Source organism: Pseudoteredinibacter isoporae, assembly GCF_011602085.1.
In the GTDB taxonomy this organism is placed as follows: Bacteria; Pseudomonadota; Gammaproteobacteria; order Pseudomonadales; family Cellvibrionaceae; genus Pseudoteredinibacter; species Pseudoteredinibacter isoporae.
This window is the reverse complement of the sequence record NZ_JAAONY010000001.1, coordinates 958,338-974,051: the sequence shown is the minus strand read 5'-3', so window position 1 is coordinate 974,051 and position 15,714 is coordinate 958,338. Positions and strand designations below refer to the sequence as shown.

Here is a 15,714-nt window from a genome sequence, read left to right as displayed (position 1 = left end):
GTCTATGCTTGAACAGTAAACAAAACATCTTAAGCTGAGCCTTGGGAGCAAGAAATCTTACTTTTGATAAGCCTGACGCGACCGCTCAACCAATAGGAGAACCGCGCGATGAAAGCATCGGATCTGATGGTCAAATGCCTGGAAGAAGAAGGAATCGAGTACATCTTTGGTGTACCCGGTGAAGAAAACGCCGACTTTATGATGTCCCTGGAAAAGTCCGAGAAGATCAAGTTTATCCTCACGCGACACGAACAGGGCGCAGCGTTTATGGCCGAGATCTACGGTCGCCTGACAGGTAACCCCGCGGGTTGTCTGGGTACTCTGGGCCCGGGTGCGACCAACTTGATTACCGGTGTCGCCGATTCAAACATGGACCGCGCGCCCATGCTGGTTCTCACCGGTCAGGGGGCTTCAACCCGTCTGCACAAGGAATCCCATCAGGTGATGGATGTGGTTGGCATGTTCGAGCCTGTTACCAAATGGGCAACGACGGTTTGGCATCCCGAGAACATTCCTGAGATCGTTCGCAAGGCCGTACGCCTGGCAAGAACCGAAAAACCCGGCGCCGTACATATCGAGTTGCCGGAAGACATCGCCAAGTTGCCAGTTGAAAAAAGCCCACTGTCCGTACGCAAAGCTCGCCGCCCGGTGCCTGCCGACAAGATTATGGATCAGGCTTTTGAGCAAATTAAGAATGCCAAGCGCCCAATCATTATTGCGGGCAATGGCTGTATTCGTACCCGCGCCTCCAAACAACTGCGCCTGCTCTGCGAAAAAACCGGTATCGGTGTTGTGAGCACATTTATGGCCAAGGGTTGTGTGGACATGGATGCCGATTACTGCCTCTACACCATCGGCCTCGGCGCGAAAGACATTCCGGCTTGCGCCGTGGATGCTGCCGATCTGGTGATTACCCTCGGCTACGATATGGTTGAGTATCATCCGAAGCTGTGGAACAACGATCAAAGCAAAAACATCCTGCACATCGACTTCCTGCCTTCGGAAATTGATGAACATTACCATCCAGAAACGGAAGTGGTCGGCGATCTGGCCCATGCCCTGTGGATGCTGAACGAACGTATTGATGCTTACGGCGCTGACAAACTGGATTTCGATTTGTCCCAGCAAACCGCTGTGCGCCGCGACATGAGTGCCGAACTGGCCAAGCACAAGGACGATGACACCGAAGGTGCGATTCGTCCCCAGAAAGCGCTATGGGATGCTCGCGCCGTTATGAATCCGGAAGACATTGCCCTGAGTGATGTAGGCGCCCATAAAATGTGGATTGCCCGTCACTTCCAGTGCCATGAACCCAACACCTGCCTGATTCCAAACGGCTTCTGCTCCATGGGCTTTGCCTTGCCAGGTGCGATTGCAGCAAGCATTGTTCATCCAGACCGAAACATTTTGGCGATCTCAGGTGACGCCGGTTTTATGATGAACATGCAGGAAATGGAAACTGCTCGCCGATTGAATTTGAATCTAACGATCATGGTTTGGGATGACGGCGGTTACGGCTTGATCAAATGGAAGCAGGAAAACGAATTCGGCAAACACACCGATCTCGATTTCGGCAACCCGGAATGGGTACCTTTGGCTGAAGCTTTTGGCTGGCACGCCCAGAAGGTTGAAAATTCCCGTGATCTGCAAGGCGCACTAAAAACCGCCTTCGCCACAGACGGACCGAGCCTGGTAGTGATTCCAATCGATTACAGCGAAAACAAAAAACTGACCGAGCGTTTGGGCGAACTGACCTGTTCGATTTAATCTGCCTGGCTTAATCAATAGCTCAAAAAAAGGCCAGCTTGTGAAATCACAAGCTGGCCTTTTCTTTACCTCAGATTTTATGTTGCTAGCAGCTTGGCACCACTGGCAAACAAATTGAAATCAACATGCCGCCATCATCTCGATTTTGAACGGCAATTTCATCACAGAGAAAGGCCTCGTAATCAATCTGCAAACCTTCATCCGATAAGCGTCGATAAATGGCCTCCCACACCATGAGATAACTCGCTTCCGAATCGATCACAACGGTTGCACACAAATAAGTCCTTGCGGGCACCTGATAGTTTGCCAATTCGACTTTTGCTTCGTATCCCCAGTAGTAACTGGCCATGGCCGGGTTTGCGCAGGCTTCCCAAGGTGAATACACAAAAACCGTATCGCAATTGAGCGGCAGGTATTTACTGCACGCGCAATAAATCTGCCCAACCGAACGTGCATTGGCTTCGTACAAATACAGGTAACGTTCGCCACGCTGCTCCAATCGGATCTCAATACGATCCAACAAAGTGTTATCCAAACTTTCCGGATGGTCCGGATGCGGCTGACCGAGCTTTGGCAACAGAGACTTCCAGACCTGAGCGTCTCTTTGGGAACACAGTTGGCGCACATCCGATGCACTTAAACCCAGCACTCTTCGTAATGCTTTTGCCAGCGCCTGGGACGAGGAAAATCCCGACTCCAAAGCCACATCAGTGACGCTCTTGTCACTCAATTGCAATTGGCTCAACGCATATTGCAAACGCATGCGGCGTTGAAATTGACCCGGTCCTTCATTGAAAGCGTTTTTAAACACATAGTGAAAATGGCTGGGCGAGACAGCGCATTGCTGCGCCAACCAGTTCCAATCAATGGCTTCATTAAAACGCTGGCGAATCAGCCGGGTTGCCGTCGCCATACGCGATTGCCATTGAGGCTTTAGAGAATCCAGCAAATAATTTTCGGCACCCAATCGCGCCGGCGGTGTAAGAGCAAGTGTATTCATTAGCTTTTCAGTAGATCCAGGCGCGGCCACGGATCGTCAGTCAGTCCTGCAAAATTCTGTAAATTTGGAAACAGTCTTGGAATGTCTTCTTCGCTTACACCAAACCACATGGACAGTTGTGCAAACAAGACATCGGTTGGCAACGTAGGAATTAACACACCGCCGCCGACATCCAATGGATTGTTATCACCCAGCGACAATGCAGGGTACTCGCCCAGCACTTTGCCGCCTTTCACGGCATCGCCCATCACCATACAGTGGCCACCCCAACCGTGGTCGCTGCCATTGCCATTAGAGGTTAAGGTACGGCCAAAATCAGAACCGGTAAAGCTCAATACCTGTTCAGACAAACCCATCAACTCCAGAGCGCGCTGGAACTCCCCCATAGCCTTACTCAGTACTCGCAACATACGCGCCTGATTGGCCAGCAAATCGTCGTGGTGATCCCAGCCGATATAACGCAGAAAATAGGTTTGCTGAGGCAGGCCCAACTCTTCAGCCGCCGCGATGCACTGCGCCACTTTTGATAGCTGTTGTGACAGATCGCTGTCACTGAAATCTATTGGTAAACTGACTTTTTCAACCGCATCACTGAACTTTTGGTGTTGCAATTGCGCTTCACGGGTAATCGATAAATACGTCTGCTTAAAGGGATCACCGCTGTAGCTGGTATTCAGAACCGTTTCAAAGCTACGCAGGATTGCTCGGTTTAAAGCGCTTTCTTCTTCATTCACCACTAAACCAACACTGCCCGACCCGGTAATTGAATAATGGGTACTGCGGCGGCCGTTTTGCATGATGTTTGAACCCGCCAATGAAATATTCATCGGGATCTGATCGGCTTTTTTATTGGCTTGCAGAACATCGGCAAAATAACCAAACCACCCCTGTTGAACACGAAGGTCCGGGCGGGAAGTCTGCCAGTGCTTAAACTGATCGGCATGGGAGAGCAAACCCAGGGGCACGCGCGCGCTGCGATTTAAAAAGGCCTGTTTGTTTGTCGGTTCGATCAATGGCGCAATATTGGCAACAAAAGACAGTTTTTCCTGATCAAACAACTCGGCAACTTCCGACATAGAGGGATGCAATGCAAACTCTCGGCCTTCACCATCTTTGAAACCATTCAACGGTAATAGTTGGTCTTTCGCCAGGGCCAAGTTGCCACGGGTCTTTGAATATTCCTGGTAATGCGCCTGCGAGCGTGGCACCAACATATTGTAACTGTCGTTACCACCGTCGAGCATGATGCACACCAACGCTCGTTTACGCTGATCAATATTCAGCGGTGGTGGAATTTGACCCTGGGGCTTGGGTAACGAAAAGCTTGGCGCAGCCGTTGCCGCGAGACCGGCCGCCATACTGCCCTGAACAAACTTCCGGCGCGTTAGATTCTTCAACATCTTATACCTCCAACACGGTAAATTCTGGGGAAATGGTCAGCATAAAGGCGATGGTTTGCACCACCCATTCCGGATTAAATCGATAACTCTGGAAAGCCTTGCGTATGGCCGGCTTAATTTCTGGCTGACTCCTGCCCAGCAGCAACTGACTCATACGGTCAATCAGCTCGTCATGCCTGGCGGGGTTTTGGGCAATCTGAATTTCCTCACTGAAATCCAGGCGCAATTTATTTTGCTGAACATTATTCAAATAGTCTGGATTGAGTTCCGGAGCATTTTGAATACTGTCCGTTTGATTAATCTCGGTACTTACGCCGGGCAAATATTGCCCAAAGAACCAGTAATACATCAAGTTCACATACGCGATGGAGGTCGCCGATGTGTGGATTTCAAATTCGGGAGCAACTTCACCGATCTCCTTCAACATGCCTTGAGGCACAAAATCGGGCTTATAGAAGTTGAACACCGTTGGTGCTGAAACCGGATGCTGTTGGACCACTTCCTGAATGTCATCTCCGATCAGCCACATATAACCACTGCGATTTTTCGCATTAAACGCACGTAAAATTTGCGTTAGGCGCAACAGCGGCGACTTCAGTTTTTGGGATTGCAGTTTGCGGCCATCTTCTTCGCGCTGTGCGGGGTACTCTGTGTCATTGACCGGATGATGCAAAGGATACGTCAATACTTCCTGAATGGTCGCAGCTAAATCACCCCGAGCCCCAAACTTTTCAGCAACAGCCGCAATGTACTCTCCAGAAGGATTCGAGGTGACCATTTGCTGAATCAAGTGCTTGGCCACAAAAGGGGCTGTATTCGGGTGTGCAACCAGACGATCCACAACCTGACGAACCTCTTCACTCACAGACTGCCCACCAGGCAACTGAATAAAACCATCCAGTAATTCCTTACGACCGCGATCATGATGAGATTCATGCCCCACCATGGGTTTGCGCATATTCACGAAAGGCACCGTTTTGTAGCTGCTTTCCACACCGTCATTGAAACTCACCGGCTGGTCGTTATAGATGCTCGACCAAAAGCTGTTGTTCCATTCATAGCGATAACTGTCAGCCGTCAAACCGGTAAACACTCGAGCCAACTCACGAATATCCCGGTTGTGATAACTCGGAATACTGTTGCCCTGCTCATCCAATTGCAAACTGCCATCTGGATTCAACATAAACAAGCCGATGGAAAACAGCTGCATAATCTCCCGAGCATAGTTTTCGTCCGGGTGAATGTTCTTGGCCGGCACCGCTTTCTGGTTATTCATATGGGACAGATAAACGCCCATGCAAGGGTGCATGGAGACGTGATACAAAAGATCTGCATAACTGCCAAAAGCATTGTCATACAGCAGATCATAGAAACTCGCCATGCCCACCGCATCCAATTCCAGTGAGGAGTTATCTGAAATCACCAGTAACTCACTCAACGCCTGGGCGACACGTTGACGCAACAGATGCTCCTGTTCACCCAGTGCGTCCTGCCACCAGGCCATATGGAAATACCATTTGTAAGGCAAGGCCGGGTTATTGCCATCACCATCGATCGCACTTTTGCCATGAGCATTCAGCAACTCACGACGGAAATACTGCCAAATCTGATTCGTACTGCGTTGGAACTTTCCCGCCTTTGGCGCTTTGGCATTCAACTGCCACTGCAACCAGGCTTCCGGCCCCATTTCGGCCAATTGCTCAATCGTCGAACGGTTGGCACCTAGGCTAGCCTGCATTAAAAAGCGGCTGGCTTGGTTGACTGTGCCCATAAAACATACCCCATCGGCTAATGGTAAAAATAAGCTGCCTGAAGACTGTAGCGGGCATACCACATCAAAACGTGTCTGCTTTTACGAAAGCAACACACAAAAAAGGTGGGGGTTCTTGTTCTGGAGAACGATGTTTTATTCGGCGGGAATGCGCCTGCTGTCTAGAGAATAAAGACCAAATAGGATAGGTGAGGGCTATGTAGATAGACTACAGAATAGAAAAATGCGCTCTAAATTGAGGCGATTGTCATTATGCACAGAAGATCGTCAAATGCGCCAGAGCGATCAGCTGTCGCTACCGCACTGCCAGCAAATCTCGAAGCTGGCATCATTCTCTTCGCCACAGGCCCCGCAATTCCAGGCCTCAGCCGGGGCAGACTGTTGCTCAAGAATCTTGTCCAGAATAACCTTGGCGCGCGGATAATCCGCATCATTATGCACCCACAATTCTGGCCAGGTTTCAAAATGTGGCATTTCACCACTGCCCGCGCCCAAGTGCTGGTTTTTAATCAGGGTAGAAATGCCTTCGGCCTCAATAAGGTTTTGAATATTGCTTAAGCTGAAGGTATTTTCCTGAGTGTGTAATAGCTTCATCGTACAATCCTGTTTTGCCTGGCCCCGTCACTCGGGTGCGAATTACAACTCCATGCCCACCAGCTCCCGGAAATCTCGCGCGCTGTAGGTGGTTGTCAAATTCATGGCGGCGACTTTCGCCTCACTCTTGCTTGGACCACTCAAAACGCAATATTCTCCTTCCGGTGCGGTGGGCTCGATCTTGGCAATATTTTCGCAGCTTTCAAATAAAACGAAATACGACTCTGGTGGGATATCGTCAATATCGTCGGAAAACGTTTTGTGATACAGGGAGCGATTAAACTGAAAACGCGCCACTGTGGTTAAATTTGGTTTTATTTCCAACAGGGCCGGCAATTTGATTTGCTGGCCACCCAGGAGGATGCGCTTCTCCTCCCAGTTGATATGAGTGTCGCCTTTTACGCGTGGAAATTCCCAAAACTTTAATATATCGATATCCCAGGACTTCAACTTTTTGTGGACATCCTGAGTCAGCTGGGGATCACTTTTGAGAAGATCCCTGCCAAGGCCGATGGCGCCCTCATAACCCATAAACGGCAAAACCGTCGCACCGATATCCAAAGTCGACCCCATAACATCCACTTGTTTGGACTGCGGATTTTCGAGATCCAGAATCATAAACAAATCCCGTCGATTGCCTTTTTTCAGCTGATCGAAGGCGGTGTTTCTCATTGCCAGATGGTCGGAAGCCAATACCACAATCGTGTCTTTTGCGTACTCACTGTTTTCGATTTTTCCGATAAACTCCGAAATAAGAAAATCTGAACATTTCACCGAATTCAAAATGGCATTTTCACCATCCTGATAGTTCAAACCTTTGCAACGTCTCGACGGGTGACCTTTCGGGTGATGGGTGTCCAGAGTCAGAGTGAATAAACCAAACGGCTGATCTTGCCTGGAAAGCTCTTCGAATTGCTCATAGGCATAGTTCAAAACCACATCATCGTACAAGCCCCACCAAGACAGATAGCCACCCACCTTGAGTTTATCTTTCAGTTCAATTCGGCCTTCAACATTATTGAAACCATGGGTTTTAAAGAATTTTCCTTTACCGCCAAAATTTAAATTGGCACCGCCCACAAAACTCAACTGATAACCCATCGAACTCATGACATCACCAAAGCAGGTGGTTCCACTTAAAAACCCTTCCAGGCCGGACATAGAGTTCACATGGGAAGGTGTTATCAGGGGAATACCACATTGACTGGCGGTAATGCCACCAATAGTCCAACCGGTGCCCCGCAGTTGCTTAATGTCGGTAAAATAGGTGGATTTTGATTCAAGCGATTTAATACCATTCAGCAAACCCGGAAATAGAGACTCGTCCAGATAGGTACGCTCCAGGCTTTCTGCATAGATAAAAACAATATTTTTCTTTTTGCTTTTCAGTGAAGTAATTTCCGGGGATTGGTAGTAGCTGTAAAAATCGCTCTGCTCGGATTGCATCCACTGGGCAGACATGAGTTCTTTGATATCGTGAACCGCAGGGTTCAAAATAACCGAGCCGAGCAACAGTACACAGGGAGCAGCCACTTTTCGACCATCAAGCTGGGTTTTGGATATTCTCCCAGTAACCCAAAGCAGCGTTAGCAATAGCAGTAATAACGCGATTCCGCCGGACAGAATCAGTTTGAAGTATTCCAGAAAACCCGCGCCTTCAAAGCCATACCACAGATGATAAATCGCCGCTTCATCAATACCATTGCCGGTGAAATAATCAGACGATACATGGGTAATGGTTAAGGCTATCCACAGCAGACCAGCCGCAATCACAAATGCTCGTAACACGGGCTTGAAATAGGAAAAGTAAGCAAGGACGGCAAAAAGAGCAAAAAGGAAAATGCTCAGAATTCCCAAAACGCTGTCGAACATACACCGGCTCCCTGTGTTTCATTTGTGTGACATTCAATCCGAGGCGGAATTTATCAACACTTCCCTGACTTGTAAATGACCCCAGTTCCCCCGGGGCTTTTTTTGAGAAATGTTTCCTCCCCAAAACTTACTATTGCCAGGACAACATTTTTTCATGTGAAAAATTGCTATGAAAAATGTTGAAAAAAATTCGCCCTCCTAGGCAAAAAGTACCAATCGAAACTCAGCTTAAGTAGGTATTTCCTTTATCCAGGGAAACACTACAGGCATAAAAAAAGGCCCCGCAGGGCCTTTTCACATCGCGTCATCGATTAACCGGCTTTTGGACCCGCCGCTTCGATTTCAGCGCTGACTTCGAACTTCTGAATGTTCTCAGCGAACAAACCTGCCAGTTTACTGGCAGATGCGTCATAGGCATCTTTATCAGCCCAGGCTTCGCGTGGATTCAAGTAAGACTTATCAACACCAGGAACTTCAACAGGAATTTCCATGTTCATGATGTCCATATGCTCAGTGGCTACCCCTTCCAGAGAACCGTTCTGAATAGCCGCAACAACCGCGCGAGTAACAGGAATCGGGAAGCGGGAACCCGTACCGTTTGAACCACCGGCACCACCGGTCCAGCCGGTATTAACCAGATAAACCTTTGAATCAAAGTCTTCGATACGCTTCATCAGCAACTCAGCGTACTCGCGAGCAGGACGCGGCATAAACGGTGCACCGAAACAGGTAGAGAAGGCTGGGTGGATACCCGCTTCTGCACCCAACTCAGTAGAACCTACACGCGCGGTGTAACCCGACAGGAAGTGATAAGCCGCAGCTTCTTTGCTCAGAATGGAAACCGGAGGAATAACGCCCGACACATCACAAGTCAGGAAGATAACATTTTTCGGCTCACCGGCACGGTTCTCTTCAACACGCATTTCAACGTGCTCAAGTGGGTATGAACAACGACCGTTTTCAGTCAGGCTGGTGTCGCTGTAATCCGGGATGCGCTTGTCATTGTGAGCAACGTTTTCAACGATGGCACCGAAGCGAATTGCGTCCCAGATAACAGGCTCGTTTTTCTGGCTCAGGTCGATGGTCTTGGCGTAGCAACCACCTTCCATATTGAAGACGCCGCCTTTGGCCCAACCGTGCTCGTCATCACCAATCAGGTAACGCTCTGGATCAGCAGACAAAGTGGTTTTACCGGTACCGGACAGGCCGAAGAACAGGCAAGTGTCGCCCTCTTTACCAACGTTAGCCGAGCAGTGCATTGGCATGACGTCTTTTTCCGGCAACAGGAAGTTCTGAACCGCGAACATGGATTTCTTCATTTCACCCGCGTACTTGGCACCCGCCAACAGTACTTTGCGCTGGGCGAAGTTCACGATAACCGCCACTTCGGAGTTGGTGCCGTCACGCTCGGGCACACATTCGAAGTTGGCCGCGTGAAGAATGCGCCACTCTTCCTTGCCCTTGGGGTTATAGTTGTCGGTACGAATAAACATATTGCGACCGAACAGGTTGTGCCAGGCAGTTTCAGTACTTACTTTCACGGCCAGGTAGTGATCGGGATCTTCCGCCACATGCAGGTGGGAAACGAAAGAATCAACACCGGCAATGTAGTCTTCAACGCGCTCCCACAGAGCATCAAACTTGTCGGAGTCGAATGGGCGGTTAACCGCACCCCAGTCGATGCTATCCGCAGTGGATGGCTCTTCCACGGTAAAACGGTCTGCAGGAGAGCGGCCAGTACGCTCACCAGTAACGGCAGTAAAGGCGCCATTGGCAGCCAGCTTACCTTCGCCACGGGCCAGGGCCTGCTCAATCAGCTCTACTGAACTGAGATCTGTGTAGACGGTTGGAGAATCGTCAATTTGTGTCATGGGTGTGTCCTGTCAGCTATGGGCCTGCACCGCCGCACTTCAGCAAACACTGCCGAAACACCAGAGGCATAGACGTTTTTAATTAAAATCGGTCTTCCCCGGATCTTAATGTCCAGGGGCTGGTAAATTTGGGGGCGCCATTATGCCAGAAAACCTAATGAGATTCGATCTTATCCTGGTACTTTTTTAGGTAGTATTTTTACTAGTTTTTGAAGACCCTGAAAGGCGCCGAAACGCCCGGTAGCAATGCCCAGAACGGCTTTATGGGCATTGTTAAAAAGACGGCTTTGAGAGCCGGATTTGAGCGCTGGAATCAGTGGCGAGCCTTGTCCGCTTCAGCGAAAATTTTCTCTACTTGCTGGGGACCAAATTGGTATTTCTGACCACAAAAGTGACAATCCATAGTGATTAAATCTTGCTCACTCAGGATTGCCTGGGCTTCGCTCTGGCCAATGGACAGAATGGTGTTCGCACAGCGTTCTTCCGAGCAACTGCATTGAAAGCTGACCGGCACCGGATCGAACAGGCGTACCTCTTCCTCATTAAACAGACGATAAAGAATGGTGTGCTGATCCAGACTCAGCAGCTCTTCATCTTTAATAGTTTCCGCCAGGGCGGTAATGGTCTGCCAATGTTCGGCATTGGTTTTGGCATCGGCCAACTGCTGGGGCAGTTCCTGCACCATCAGGCCTGTCGCACGCTTCTCATCAGCCGCCAACCAAAAACGTGTGCCTAACTGCTCGGACTGAGCAAAATAATCTTCGAGACACTCGGCCAGATCGGTCTTCACCAAAGGCACAATACCCTGGTAACGCTCACCCTTATCGGGTTGAATCAAAATAGCCAACAGGCCCTGATTGCCCAACAAATCGGCCAGGCTCGCGGACTCCAATGCCTCAATCGCCGCCGCATCGTTGACCTGAACCGCCGCTCGCAAACCCTTCTGGTAGCTGGCTTCGGCCATAATCATCGGCATAGCGCCATCGCCACGGGCCTGCAAGGTCAGCAGCCCCTCAAACTTCAAGGTGCCAGATAACAAGGCTACCGCAGCCATAAATTCACCCAACAGCTGTAAAACTCGCTCGGGCATGGCGTCTTCAGCAGCCATATTGTTATTGCGCACCTGCTGGTAGGCCTCTTCGAGGGTGATGATCTCACCACGAATATCGGTGCTGTCAAAAATAAAGTGTTGAATGCTGTCGGTGTTGGCCATTAGCTGGGACCTGATCTCACGGGTAATGTCTCTAGGCCCCTTATTATGGGGACGAATTTTCGAGCATCAAGGGTAAGGGAGGTACAGGCAAGGAGAGCAGCAGAGCGAGGCTCTCCCCTATGAGCAATGTGCCTGAACCTGAGCCTTGGCCTTCTTCACCATTTCCTGGCGCTGGGTCTCACTGATCTTTTCATTTTCGGGGCGATAGCGGAAATAGGAGCGACTGCTGTAACGGCTCAAATTACGCCGGGCATTGCTGCAAGCCTTCTGACGTCGCTTGGCCTGAGCGGCTTGTTGTTTCTGTTTACGCTCGGCATCCTGCTGACGCAGCTGTCGAACATTATCCAAAGAGGGAAGTTTTTCGTGGCTGGAATCGATATTGGCGGCAGGCAGCTTATCAGAGATATCTTCAGCGGCCTGGCCTTTGGGCTTCTTATCGCTGTAATGCACATTGCCATTGGCATCCACCCATTTATAGAGCTTGGTTTCTGCAACAGCAGCCACAAGCGGAAAGCAAAGCAGCAAGCCAAGTACAGCTGTTACAAAACCACTTGCTTTCCAGAGGGTCTTCATTGGAATTATTTCTCAGCCATCGCCACCGGCTCTAAATCGCTGGAGAACGGCATGGGGACACGGTAACGGGCCAGAATATCCGGCAAACTGCTTTCAGATTCCGCTTTGTTCAGAATTACCTGATAACCATCGCTGTCCGATAAGGTCAGAAAATCACTTTGATTCGACCTTACCTGTTCAACAAAACTCGTAAAATCGCGAATCGGTTCGCCGTTTACGGTTTCGATAATCCAGTTTTTCCAATCGTGGAAACCCAGATTCACATCTGCCGGCAACACCTTCAACGCCACTACCAGTTCGGTTTTTTCCGGTGAACGCCATTGACCACGAGCACTCAGGAAATCGATAGGAGCCTTGCTGTGCCAGCTACTGCCCCAACGCTTGATCAGGTTCATGTTCAGCGGCACAAATACCACACCCCCATAAATAAAATAGGAAGGCTGCTGACCAAAACGTTCGGCCAGTACCAGGCTGTAGTTGCGACGAGAAGGTGCAGCCGTGATGTTCACGGTTTGCTTTTTACCCTGACGGCTGATGCTCAACGTGATGTTGTCACCGACATGATGCTGATCCAAAGCGTACTTAAAATTGGTGCGTTGGTTTTTACGAAATTCAATGGAACGATCTTCCGCCACATCGTAATCATCAATCGCCAGAATCACATCACCGGGAAACAGCTTGCCTTCGGACGCACTGCCTTCAAACACCTTTACCACCAGAGCACCGCTCTCGTCGTCCTTCAACTGGTGAGCAGCGCGCAGTGCTGGACTTTCCAAACTCTGGGTACGCAATCCCAAATTCACAAAACCGTTATGCTCGGAATCATCCGCATCTTTCAAAATATGGCGAATCACCGAAGGTGGCACAAAGTAACCCAGGTTTTCGGCACGGGCACCGGTATTGGCCTGCATCACCACACCCACAATTTTATTGCCCGCAATCACCGGGCCACCGGAATTCCCCGGATTAATTGCCGCATCGATTTGTCCAGCCAACAGGTAACCACCGGCGTGAGCATAAAACTGATGCTCGACACGTGACAAAACGCCTTGGGTAATACTCAGGGTATTACCCCCAAAGGGATAACCAAATACAGAAACCGTTTCCAGAGGCTCGGGTAATTTGCCGACTTTGAGCGGTGAAATGCCATCAAAGAAACTTTCATCTTCCACTTTCAAAATAGCCAGATCAGCTTCATGGGAAACAAAATCCACATAGGCCAGATATTTTTTTGGCTGACCGTTTTTCTGCACCTGCAAATAACTGGCGTCGGCAATGACGTGGGCATTGGTCAAAATTCGATTGCCTGCAATCACAGCTCCGGAGCCACTGCTTTGCTGTGAATTCAGCAAACGCCAAGGCGTAAAATAATCCGGCGGCGTCAGTGTGCTGTAAATTTTAATAACCGCATTTTTGACTTTGTTATAGTCCTTGCTGAGGGAAGCCTGAGCTGAAGCCGCCAGCACCACAGAAACAAGGGATACCAGCACAACAGCGATGCGGCGAGAAAACATAAGTACCATCCAATTTACCTATTGCTATAGTGATTTCGCTAACCGGAATAATCCTGCTCGCGGAAACGATGAATTTGTCGACGTTGTTTTTTGGTTGGGCGTTGCTCTGGCATCAAATCAATTCCGCGCATCACTTTGCGTTTTTCTGCCTCGGCTTCACGCTTGGCAATACTTTCCGGTGTCTCCTGATACAACTGTTGAGCAACCGGTGCCGGACCGCGCTTGTCCGACAAGCCCAAAACCTCAACATCTTTTTCGTCCCAGCCCTGACGAATTGTCAGTACCTGCCCAACCATGATTTCCTTACTGGCTTTTACACGCTGGCCGTCGGCGTGCACCTTGCCACCGTCAATCGCGGTTTTGGCCAGGCTGCGGGTTTTGAAAAACCGCGCGGCCCACAGCCATTTATCAATTCTTACTTTGTCCAAAGTTTGTCGAACCTTGCGCCTGATCGCGCGTTTTCCTGAAGCCTATGCATTCACAGCGGCGGCATGATTTCATCAAAGTGATCAATCGCCGGATAATCGTCAATACGACGCGTCTGCTGGCTATCAGGCTGATGAATACACAATAAGTGTTTAATACCGTACTCGGCGGCCGAATCCAAAATGCGCACGGTGTCATCAATAAATAGAGTCCGTGCGGGGTCAAATTGTTCCTGCTCTTGCAAACAGTGCCAAAAAGCCTGTTGCTCTTTCGGTTGACGATACTCGTGGGAAGAAATCACGACATCCAGCCACTGATCAATCGCCGTAATATCCAGTTTCAGAGACAGGCTCTGCGGGTGAGCATTGGTGATCAGAACCAACTTCTTATTCAAGGCCCGCAAACGCTGGAGGAATTCAATGGCATAAGGGCGAGTGGCAATACGCTCCTGAACTTCTTCTTTGAGCGCTCGAATATCCAGCTCCAGAGCGTCAGACCAATGCTCCAGGCAATACCATTCCAGCTTGCCTGCATAGGTTTCAAACATGCCATGGAGTTTTTCGGTGGCAGCCTCCATGCTCACGCCGTGGGTATCCACATAGCGTCGTGGCAAGTGATGCAACCAGAAATAATTATCAAAATGCAGATCCAGCAAGGTACCATCCATATCCAACAAGACAGTATCGATCTGCTCCCAGTCCACCAGGACTTGGGGTGAATTAGACATCATAATTTGTTTTACTCATTATCACTGCGGCATCAGGCGCTTACGGAAAATACCGGCAACCGCCTGCGTCATTAAGACTAACACAAAACAGGGAACCCCATGAGCCTACACCCACCCAGCTTAAGCCGAGCTGACCTCTGCGAGCGCCTGTTGGAGATAGGTCGTGCAGCGGGCGAGGCCATATTGGAGATTTACCAGCAACAAGGGAATATTGACGTTCAGCACAAAAGCGATGACTCCCCGGTTACCCAGGCCGACCTCGCTGCCCACAAGGTGATATGCCAGGGCCTGACTGAACTCAGCCCGGATATTCCAGTGCTGTCTGAAGAAGCGCACATGCCCAGTTTTGAAGAACGCCAATCCTGGCCTTACTACTGGCTGATTGACCCTTTGGATGGCACCAAGGAATTTATCCGTCGCAACGATGAGTTCACCGTCAACATTGCCCTGATTCACCAACACCGAGCAATATTGGGGCTGGTGCATACCCCGGTTTTGGATATCAGCTACCTCGGCCATCAACTGGGTGAAAAGCCCCTTGCCCTGAAATATCACAGGGGCGCCTCAGGAAACCTCACTGAAGAGCCTATTCAGGCAAGCCGGCAAAGCTCCGGCCAGAGCCTCTCAGTAGTTGGCAGCCGCCGCCATGGCGCCGAAGCGCTCGATGCCCTGCTGACAAGATTGAAGCCATATTTTGGAGACTATGAACTGCAATCCATGGGCAGCTCGCTCAAACTGTGTTTGATCGCAGAAGGCCGGGCTCAGCTTTATCCGCGTCTTGCACCCACCTGCGAGTGGGATACCGCTGCTGCTCAGGCCGTGGTGGAAGCCGCGGGTGGACAGGTGCTTAACCCCGAATTCAAGCCCCTGAGCTACAACCAGAAAGATTCTCTGCTGAACCCCAATTTCTATGTGGTCGGCGACTCGAGCCTCGATTGGGCGAGTCTTTTACAAGACTAATTACCATACACATGCGCTCTTTGATT

At 50.0% G+C, this 15,714-nt stretch carries 13 protein-coding genes; 2 read left to right on the top strand and 11 right to left on the bottom strand.

Annotation, left to right across the window (positions count from 1 at the left end):
• The first annotated feature begins 108 nt into the window (after positions 1-108).
• The gene (locus G8768_RS04220; protein ID WP_166850849.1) at positions 109-1,767 is read left to right on the top strand and encodes an acetolactate synthase large subunit; all 1,659 of its coding nucleotides are present in this window, start codon (positions 109-111) and stop codon (positions 1,765-1,767) included.
• Positions 1,768-1,852: 85 nt separating this feature from the next.
• Here the strand turns inward: G8768_RS04220 and G8768_RS04215 are convergent, their stop codons facing one another.
• The 11 genes from G8768_RS04215 to yrfG form a co-directional block, all read right to left on the bottom strand.
• Positions 1,853-2,767 carry a helix-turn-helix transcriptional regulator gene (locus G8768_RS04215; protein WP_166850852.1) on the bottom strand — a complete coding sequence of 305 codons (915 nt, stop codon included), beginning with the start codon at positions 2,765-2,767 and terminating at the stop codon, positions 1,853-1,855.
• The gene (locus tag G8768_RS04210) at positions 2,767-4,167 is read right to left on the bottom strand and encodes a DUF1501 domain-containing protein (RefSeq protein WP_166850855.1); all 1,401 of its coding nucleotides are present in this window, start codon (positions 4,165-4,167) and stop codon (positions 2,767-2,769) included. Before G8768_RS04210 ends, G8768_RS04215 begins: the two co-directional genes overlap by 1 nt.
• 1 nt (position 4,168) lies before the next feature.
• Entirely contained in the window at positions 4,169-5,938 is a 1,770-nt protein-coding gene (locus G8768_RS04205) for a DUF1800 family protein (RefSeq protein WP_166850857.1), read from the bottom strand.
• Between the two features lie 285 nt (positions 5,939-6,223).
• Positions 6,224-6,532: a putative signal transducing protein gene (locus G8768_RS04200; RefSeq protein WP_166850859.1), complete on the bottom strand. Its 309-nt coding sequence runs from the start codon at positions 6,530-6,532 to the stop codon at positions 6,224-6,226.
• 42 nt (positions 6,533-6,574) lie between these two features.
• Complete coding sequence (locus G8768_RS04195) at positions 6,575-8,404, bottom strand: sulfatase-like hydrolase/transferase (protein WP_166850861.1); 1,830 nt, start codon at positions 8,402-8,404, stop codon at positions 6,575-6,577.
• 311 nt (positions 8,405-8,715) lie between these two features.
• On the bottom strand, positions 8,716-10,275 hold the full coding sequence (locus tag G8768_RS04190; RefSeq protein WP_166850863.1) for a phosphoenolpyruvate carboxykinase: 1,560 nt from the start codon (positions 10,273-10,275) through the stop codon (positions 8,716-8,718).
• Between the two features lie 313 nt (positions 10,276-10,588).
• The gene (gene hslO, locus G8768_RS04185) at positions 10,589-11,488 is read right to left on the bottom strand and encodes an Hsp33 family molecular chaperone HslO (protein ID WP_166850865.1); all 900 of its coding nucleotides are present in this window, start codon (positions 11,486-11,488) and stop codon (positions 10,589-10,591) included.
• Positions 11,489-11,605: 117 nt separating this feature from the next.
• Complete coding sequence (locus G8768_RS04180; protein WP_166850867.1) at positions 11,606-12,061, bottom strand: DUF4124 domain-containing protein; 456 nt, start codon at positions 12,059-12,061, stop codon at positions 11,606-11,608.
• 5 nt (positions 12,062-12,066) lie between these two features.
• Positions 12,067-13,575, bottom strand: coding sequence for a S1C family serine protease (locus tag G8768_RS04175; protein ID WP_166850869.1), 1,509 nt, complete (start codon positions 13,573-13,575; stop codon positions 12,067-12,069).
• A gap of 38 nt (positions 13,576-13,613) precedes the next feature.
• Positions 13,614-14,003, bottom strand: a complete 390-nt coding sequence (locus G8768_RS04170; RefSeq protein WP_166850871.1) for an RNA-binding S4 domain-containing protein — start codon at positions 14,001-14,003, stop codon at positions 13,614-13,616.
• Between the two features lie 50 nt (positions 14,004-14,053).
• Positions 14,054-14,707 (bottom strand): GMP/IMP nucleotidase, encoded by a 654-nt coding sequence (gene yrfG, locus G8768_RS04165; protein ID WP_166853402.1) that lies wholly within the window; start codon positions 14,705-14,707, stop codon positions 14,054-14,056.
• Between the two features lie 120 nt (positions 14,708-14,827).
• On the opposite strand from yrfG, the gene cysQ reads away from it, so the two are divergent.
• Complete coding sequence (gene cysQ / locus G8768_RS04160) at positions 14,828-15,688, top strand: 3'(2'),5'-bisphosphate nucleotidase CysQ (protein WP_166850873.1); 861 nt, start codon at positions 14,828-14,830, stop codon at positions 15,686-15,688.
• Positions 15,689-15,714 lie beyond the last annotated feature (26 nt).

Bases quoted from the DNA above. Each gene is read 5' to 3' on its own strand.
- G8768_RS04200 (WP_166850859.1), bottom strand. From the start codon at position 6,532: ATGAAGCTATTACACACTCAGGAAAATACCTTCAGCTTAAGCAATATT.
- G8768_RS04195 (WP_166850861.1), bottom strand. From the start codon at position 8,404: ATGTTCGACAGCGTTTTGGGAATTCTGAGCATTTTCCTTTTTGCTCTT.
- cysQ (WP_166850873.1), top strand. From the start codon at position 14,828: ATGAGCCTACACCCACCCAGCTTAAGCCGAGCTGACCTCTGCGAGCGC.
- G8768_RS04220 (WP_166850849.1), top strand. From the start codon at position 109: ATGAAAGCATCGGATCTGATGGTCAAATGCCTGGAAGAAGAAGGAATC.
- G8768_RS04175 (WP_166850869.1), bottom strand. From the start codon at position 13,575: ATGTTTTCTCGCCGCATCGCTGTTGTGCTGGTATCCCTTGTTTCTGTG.
- G8768_RS04180 (WP_166850867.1), bottom strand. From the start codon at position 12,061: ATGAAGACCCTCTGGAAAGCAAGTGGTTTTGTAACAGCTGTACTTGGC.
- G8768_RS04205 (WP_166850857.1), bottom strand. From the start codon at position 5,938: ATGGGCACAGTCAACCAAGCCAGCCGCTTTTTAATGCAGGCTAGCCTA.
- G8768_RS04210 (WP_166850855.1), bottom strand. From the start codon at position 4,167: ATGTTGAAGAATCTAACGCGCCGGAAGTTTGTTCAGGGCAGTATGGCG.
- G8768_RS04190 (WP_166850863.1), bottom strand. From the start codon at position 10,275: ATGACACAAATTGACGATTCTCCAACCGTCTACACAGATCTCAGTTCA.
- hslO (WP_166850865.1), bottom strand. From the start codon at position 11,488: ATGGCCAACACCGACAGCATTCAACACTTTATTTTTGACAGCACCGAT.
- G8768_RS04215 (WP_166850852.1), bottom strand. From the start codon at position 2,767: ATGAATACACTTGCTCTTACACCGCCGGCGCGATTGGGTGCCGAAAAT.